Source organism: Streptomyces sp. SID14478 (assembly GCF_010548525.1).
Taxonomy (GTDB): Bacteria; Actinomycetota; Actinomycetes; order Streptomycetales; family Streptomycetaceae; genus Streptomyces.
Genome location: NZ_JAAGMG010000875.1, coordinates 1 through 7,385, shown reverse-complemented (window position 1 = coordinate 7,385; position 7,385 = coordinate 1). Strand labels below are relative to the sequence as shown.

Annotated in this window: 4 protein-coding genes and 2 pseudogenes; 5 read left to right on the top strand and 1 reads right to left on the bottom strand. The window is 72.8% G+C overall.

Annotation, left to right across the window (positions count from 1 at the left end):
• A partial coding sequence (locus tag G3I40_RS28710) for an alpha-L-rhamnosidase C-terminal domain-containing protein (RefSeq protein ID WP_164305373.1) occupies positions 1-2,530 on the top strand: 2,530 nt, incomplete at its 5' end.
• 12 nt (positions 2,531-2,542) lie between these two features.
• Here the strand turns inward: G3I40_RS28710 and G3I40_RS28705 are convergent.
• Positions 2,543-2,755 (bottom strand): annotated as a pseudogene (locus tag G3I40_RS28705) (DeoR family transcriptional regulator); the annotation flags it as partial.
• A gap of 390 nt (positions 2,756-3,145) precedes the next feature.
• On the opposite strand from G3I40_RS28705, the gene G3I40_RS28700 reads away from it, so the two are divergent.
• From G3I40_RS28700 to G3I40_RS28685, 4 genes and pseudogenes are all read left to right on the top strand, one after another.
• Positions 3,146-5,833, top strand: coding sequence for a glycoside hydrolase family 65 protein (locus G3I40_RS28700; RefSeq protein ID WP_164305371.1), 2,688 nt, complete (start codon positions 3,146-3,148; stop codon positions 5,831-5,833).
• Between the two features lie 75 nt (positions 5,834-5,908).
• Positions 5,909-6,031 carry a hypothetical protein gene (locus G3I40_RS47985; protein ID WP_275410236.1) on the top strand — a complete coding sequence of 41 codons (123 nt, stop codon included), beginning with the start codon at positions 5,909-5,911 and terminating at the stop codon, positions 6,029-6,031.
• Between the two features lie 243 nt (positions 6,032-6,274).
• Positions 6,275-7,075 (top strand): NAD(P)H-dependent oxidoreductase, encoded by an 801-nt coding sequence (locus tag G3I40_RS28690; RefSeq protein WP_164305369.1) that lies wholly within the window; start codon positions 6,275-6,277, stop codon positions 7,073-7,075.
• Between the two features lie 128 nt (positions 7,076-7,203).
• Positions 7,204-7,385 (top strand): annotated as a pseudogene (locus G3I40_RS28685) (hypothetical protein); the annotation flags it as partial.

Below are 7,385 nucleotides of genomic sequence, written 5' to 3'. Positions count from 1 at the left end.
GTCCGCGGCGACGAAGGCCGGGCCCGCCGCCCCCTCGCACCCCGCCCCCGCACCGCCGCGCGCCGGAACCGGTTGGCAGCGGTACGTCCAGGCACCGGCCTCCCGCACCGTGCGCCCCGTCCGCACCCTCGCCTCCACCGGTGACGTCTCCCGGCCCGAGGCGCTGCTGAAGCCGGGCGGCGGCGTGACGGTCCTGCGCCGGCCGGAGCCCGAGCCCGCTCCCCGCTGGCCCGAGGGGACGACGGCCGAGGCGTCCTCCACCCACGCCGGCAACAGCGGGGGCGACGGGCAGCCCCGGACGTACGACGCCTCCCACGCGGTGGACGGGGACCCGGACACGTTCTGGAACGACGACACCCAGGGCGTCTTTCCGGACACCCTCACCGTGACGCTGCCCGCCGAGCAGGAGCTGTCCGGCATCACCGTCGTCTCCAACAGCGACGGCGTACCGACCGACTTCACGGTCGACGTGTGGCACGACGGTGCGTGGAAGCAGGCCGCCACACGGTCCGACAACGATGTCATCCAGTGTGCGGTGCCGTTCGCCGCGCCGCTCCCGGCTGCCAAGGTCCGCATCACCGTGACCGGGGTGCAGGACACCCAGAGCGGCGCGTTCACCCGCATCAACGAGGTGTGGCCGCAGGCGGTCGAGGCCGTCGCACCGCCCAGCGTGACCGTCGACTTCGGCAAGGTCGTCGTCGGCCACCCGCGCATCCGGTTCGCCGGCGCCTCGGACAACTCCCCCGGCGTGCGCGTCGCGTTCTCCGAGACCCAGCAGTTCCTCACCGACCGCAGCGACTTCACGCGCAACGACCAGGCGGGCGGGGCGAGCCGGGGCACGGACCAGTTCGCGGTGCCGGAGCGCGGCGCCGACTGGCGCGACCACAAGGGCTTCCAGGCCGGGGACAAGGTCTTCGCGGACGGGCTGCACGGCTTCCGCTACCTCAAGATCACGCTGGACGCGCTGCCGTCGGACGCGCCGGCCGCCCGGCCCTGGGGCACGGTCGAAGTGGACAGCGTGAGCCTGGAGTTCACCGCGTACCTCGGCACCCCGGGCACCTACCGTGGCTGGTTCCTGTGCTCCGACGACGACCTCAACCGCTACTGGTACGGGGCCTCGTACACGAACGAACTCGTCACCGACACCTTCCGGCGCGACGACGTCGATCCGCGGGACGCCTGGAACGCGGGCCTGGAGGGCAAGCTGGTCCTGCACGACGGCCCCAAGCGCGACCGCGACCCCTATGTGGGCGACCTCGCGGTGTCCGCCCGCACGCTCTACCTCACGCACGACGACGCAGCGGCCGCCGCCCGCAACGTCCTCGCCGACCTGGCCGAGCACCAGCGCGCCGACGGCTGGATCCCCCCGGCCTCGATCAACAACTACACGCTCCCGCTGTTCGACTACCCGCTGTGGTGGGTGACGTGCAGCTGGGACTACGTGCTGTACACCGGCGACCGCGCCTACGCCACGCGCTACTACCCGAACCTGGTGAAGGTGCTCGACACCTGGTACCCGAGCGTCACGGACGACGCGGGGCTGCTGAGCAAGGGCCTCAACGGCACGAGCGGGTACGGGGACTACGCGTTCTTGAACCGCACCGGGCGCATCACGTACTACAACGCCAACTACGTCCAGGCGCTGGGCGACGCCGCCCGACTCGCGCGCTGGCTGGGGCACGCGGACGACGCGGACCGCTGGGAGAAGCGGGCCGGGCAGGTCGCCGACGCGGTCAACGCGCACCTGTGGGACGAGAAGGCGGGCGCCTACCTCGACTCCTCGACGGGTCCTGTACGGCACGCCCAGGACGGCAACGCGATCGCCGTCACCGCAGGCGTCGCGGACGCCGAGCGGGCCGCATCGGCCCTCGCCCACCTCGACGCCACCACACGACAGCCGTACGGCAACGCGTTCATGGACAACGACACGATCTTCGACGGCGCCGCGCAGCGGGTGTACGCCTTCACGTCGTACCCGGAGATCGTCGCCCGCTTCGACACGGGGCGGGCCGACTCCGCGCTGGACCAGATCCGGCGCACGTACGGCTGGATGGACCGCCACGACCCCGGCATCACGCACTGGGAGGGCATCGGTCCGGGCGGCTCGCTGTACGAGGACGCGTACACGAGCATGGCGCACGGCTGGTCGACCGGTGTCCTGCCCGCGCTCACCCATCAGCTGCTCGGCGCGCTGCCGCTCTCCCCCGGCTACGCCACCTGGCAGGTGCGGCCGAACCCCGGCGACGTGGACTGGGCGCAGGGGCAACTGCCCACTCCGCGCGGCCCGTTGGGGGTGGAGTGGCACACGTCCCGCTCCGGTTTCACGCTGACGGTGCGGGTGCCCCGCGGAACCCAGGGCTCGGTGGCGCTGCCCGGCGAGCCCGGGCGGCTGGCCGTGCGGCAGGGGCGCCGCGTGCTGTGGGACGGGCGGAAGGCGGGCGCGCACGCCGCCCGGGTCGAGCAGGGGCGGGTCACCGTGACGTCCCTCGGCGCGGGGACGCACACCTTCACGGCCGCGCCGATCGGCTGACCGGCACGGTCAGGGCAGGACTTGGAACCGGGCACCGGTGCCGAGTTTCTCGGAGGCCGCGAGGACGTAGGCCTCCGCGGCGACCGCCCGCTTCTTCGCCGCCTCCTCGGCGCCCCCGGTGGTGAGTCCCGCCTCGGGGTGCACACCGGCGACGCCGAGGAGGCAGAGGTCGGCGGAGACGTTCTGCGCCGCCACGCCCGTCGCGGCGCCGCAGGTGACCGCCGCCGCGACGGGCGTGGGGAGTCGCTTGCCCGCGAGACGTACGACCGCGGCAACGGCGCCGTCGGCGGACTGGAGGAGGACGGCGAGGACATCGAGGTCCTGGAAGTCCCGTTCGCCGAGGCCCTCGCGATGCCCCGCGACGGTCGCCTCGCCGACGGCAAGACGATCCTGCTCCTCCAATGGGCGGCACTGGACGGCCCGTTCGGCCCCTCCCGTCCTGCGGCGGGCATGCACGGAGGGGTTCGACGCGTCCAACTCACCCCTCCTTTCCAGATGTTCACTTCTCTGTCCCACCAATCACCGGACGACGCGCTCCCGTCCTCACTTGCGTCCAAGAGACCGCGACGCCAGTCCATGGCCGGAACCGGGCCGGGGCGCGAATCCTCTGCAGTCATGCCCACCACACTGATGGCCCGCCTCCGACGGCTGCGCAGGCCGCTCACTCTCGCCTCCGCCCTCTGCCTGAGCCTGGCTCTCCTGCCCGCCGGTGCCGCCGCGATCCCGTCCACGCAGTCCCCGACGGGCGCCGCCGGCACAGCGCCCACGACACTCACCACGCACACGTACGCGCCGGCCGACTACCGCCGCCAGCCGTTCGTCGGCAACGGCTACCTGGGTCAGCGCATCCCGGCCACCGGTACCGGCTACCAGGGCGACATGGGCGGGACGGGCTGGCCGCTGTACGAGCAGCGGTACGCCGGCGCCTTCGCCGCGGGTTTCTACCACCACACCGAGGACGACGACGAGTTCCTCGCCGCCCTGCCCACCTGGTCGACGCTGACCCTGGGCGTCGGGGACCACACGCTCACCCCGGGAGCACCGTCCTCGACGATCAGCGACTACCGGCAGTCCCTCGACATGCGCCGTGCCACGGTGTCCACCGCGTTCACCTGGACCCCTGAGGCCGACCGGCCCACGGACGTCGCCTTCGAAGTGCTCGGCCACCGCTCACGCGCGGCCCTCGGCATGGTCCGCGCCCGCGTCACCCCCCGCTGGTCCGGAAGCCTGGACGTCCGCGCGCTGCTGGACGGGGCCGGCACCCGCAGGGCCACCGCCGAGGGGCGCGAGGCCGGCCGCGGCAACACCTTCGAGGTCACCGTCCGCGCCGAGGGCACCGAGCACCGTCAGACCGAGGCGGCCGCACTGCTCCCGGCGCCCGGCACTCCCGTCAGCGCCGACAGCGCCGTCCTGCCCGGCGGGGACACCCTGGCCGCCAGGACCACCGCGGGCCGACAGCTCACCGTCGACGTACGGGCCGGCCGCACCTACGAGTTCGTCAAGTACGTCGGTGTCGACGACCGGGCCGACCGGGCCCGCCGCACGGTCCGCGAGACGGCCCGCACCGGATGGTCCCGCCTGCTGCGCGAACACGAGGCCGCCTGGGCGGACCTGTGGCGGCCCCGCATCGAGACGTCCGGTTCCCCGGCACGGGCGGCGACCGTCGACTCGGCCTTGTACAGCCTCTATTCGAGCGTGCGCGAGAACCAGCAGTGGAGCCTCGGCCCGTCGGGGCTGAGCGCCGAGACGTATGCCGGACAGGTGTACTGGGACGCCGACACCTGGATGTTCCCCACGCTGCTCGCCCTGCATCCCGAACTCGCCCGCAGCGTGGTCGACTACCGCTACCGCACCCTGGACCAGGCCCGGCGCAACGCCGCTTCGGTCGACCGCAAGGGCGCCGTGTGGCCCTGGACGGCGGGACCGTCGGGCCTGTGCAGCGGCGTCGGCCCGTGCGTCGACTACCAGGACCACCTGCAGAACGAGATCGCCCTGGCCCAGTGGCAGTTCTTCCAGGCCACCGGCGACAAGGAGTGGCTGCGCGAGCGCGGATACCCGGTCCTGAAGGAGATCGCCGCCTACTGGGCGGGCCGGGTGCGCCGCGACGACCAGGGCGCGTACCACGTGGACCGGGTCTCCGGCGCCGACGAGTACGCCTCGCACGTCGACGACCACGCCCTCACCAACGGCGGCGCCGCGGTGTCCCTGCGCAACGCCGCCACCGCGGCGAAGCTCCTGGGCGAGGACGCGCCCGCCGAGTGGGCCGACATCGCCGACAAACTCGTGCTGCTGACCGACGCCGACGGTTCCCACCCCGAGTACGCCGGATACGACGGCCGCAAGATCAAGCAGGCCGACACCGTGCTCCTCACGTACCCCTACGACCTGGTCAGGGGCGAGGGCGCCCAGGCCGACCTGGACCGCTACGCGCCGGTCACCGACCCCGACGGACCCGCCATGACGGACTCGGTGCACGCGGTGATCGCCGCCCAGCTCGGCGCTCCCGGCTGTCAGACGGACACCTATCTCGACCGCTCCTGGCGCCCGTTCGCCAAGGCACCTTTCCAGCAGTTCTCCGAGGCACGGGGCGACAAGGCCGGGGACAACGCCGCCGAACCCGCCTTCACCTTCCTCACCGGCGCCGGCGGGTTCCTGCAGGCGTTCCCCTACGGTCTGGCCGGACTGCGCTGGGACCACGAGGTGCTGCGCCTGGACCCGATGCTCACCCCCTCGCTCGCGGGCGGTGTCACCCTGCGCGGACTGCACTGGCAGGGCCGGCGGTTCACGGTCTCCCTGGGCGCCCGCCACACGCGGATCACGCTCGACGACGGAGCGCCGCTGACCGTGCGGCTGCGCGACGGCGAGCAGCGGCTGAGCACCGGCAGGCCCCTGACCACCACGACCCGCCGCCCCGACCTCGCACCCACCGACGACCTGGCCCGCTGCCGGACGGTGCGGGCGGACAGCGAGACGGCAGGCGGATACGCCGAGGCGGCCGTCGACGGGAGCGGTGCCACGGCCTGGACCACGGCCGCCCCACAGGCACGGCTCACCCTGTCCCTGCCGCGCGCGTCCACGGCGGCCACGGCGCACCTCGAATTCGGCGCCCACCGGCCGGACTCCGTCACCCTTGAAGGCCTGACGGAGCAAGGGAGTTGGCGCACACTCGCCGCAGCGAAACCCTCCGCGAGCGGCTCGCTGCGGCTCCCCTTGTCGAAGCTGCACACCGCCACGTACCGGCTCACGGTGACGGCCACGGAAGCCGGCAGTCAGGTCACGTCGCTGCAGTTGCGACGGTCCTGAAACAGCTCCTCCTCCCCCGGTCGCCGTGCGGCCCGGGTCCTTCCGTCCTGCCCCGACACCGCCCAGGAGGCGACCATGAACCTGCTCATCAACGGCGACGCCGAGCAAGGTCCGGGAGGAGATCCCGTCGCCGGGACCGTCACCGGCTGGACCATCACGCAGGGCGCGCCCGCCGTGGTCGCCTACGGAAACCGGTGATCGGCGACCGGCGCGACCCCAGTGCGTACCTTGAACGACCTTCCACGTGGAGCGCGGCACCATGGGGGGCGCGGGAGGGCCCGGCCACCAAGGCGTCGGCCGCGCAGTACCGACGCGACTGAATCCGCGCGGGCTGCCGGAGTGCGCTCCGGCAGCCCGCCCCACTGCGTGGCCAAATTCTTTCACCTCGTGTCCATCTGGCCACTGCCGTTCCGGGGGGTGGCGGCGCGCACGATCGAAGGCATGAGGATTCTTTGGATCTACGCCCATCCGGAACAGCGCTCCCTGAACGGCTCGTTGATGACCGAGGCGCTGCAGGCACTCGACGCGGACGGACACGAGTACGAGGTCTCCGACCTGTACGCGATGAAATGGAAGGCCGTCCTGGACGCCGACGACTTCGGCGACGGGGCGACGGACGACACGCGGCTGCTCGTCGGTGCGGCGCAGGAGCGGGCCTACCGCGCGGGGACGTTGAGCGACGACATCCGTGCCGAGCAGGACAAGCTCGCCCGGGCCGACGTCGTGGTCCTTCATTTCCCCCTCTGGTGGCTCGGGCCGCCGGCGATCCTCAAGGGCTGGCTCGACCGCGTCCTGACGCAGGGGTTCGGATTCGGTGTCAAGGACGAGGACGGCCGCACCCGTCGGTACGGTGACGGCGGCCTGGCCGGCAAGCGCGCCCTGATCGTCACCTCCATCGGCGCCCGCGCGTCCAGCTTCGGACCGCGCGGCATCCACGGCCACGTGGACGACATCCTGTTCCCCCTCCAGCACGGCACGTTCTGGTACACCGGCATGGCCCCGCTCGCACCGTTCGTCGTGTACGGGGCGGACCGGATGACGCCGGCCGACCAGGCGCGCACGGCCTCGGACCTGCGCGAGCGGCTGCACGCACTGCCGGGCGAGCAGCCCCTGCCCTACCGCCACGAGCGGTCCGGCGACTACGACGAGGACCTCGCGCTGCGCCCCGGCCTCGCTCCCGGCCGTACCGGACTCGCCATGCATCTCGACGAGGCGTCCCCCTCGTCGCGTACGCCGCGATGATGACCCGGCGGCTGCGCGTACCCCTCCGGTCGGACGGCACGACCCGTTCGCAGAGGGATTCGCGGCGCCCCTGCCGCCTCGTAACTTCTTGATCAGCACCACGGAGTTGATCGAGAGGCGAGGGATCGATGTACGGCAAGGCCTGCGCACCCGAGTACCAGGGCGAGTTGAGCGAGGTGCTCGACGTGAACTCCTCGTACGAGGACGTCCTGGCGGCGGCGAGCCGCACCCTGGCGAAGGCGTCCGGCGCCGCCGACAGAGCCCGCGCCGCCCTCGCCGTCGCCGAGGCGAACCGGCGCCTCGGCCGGGT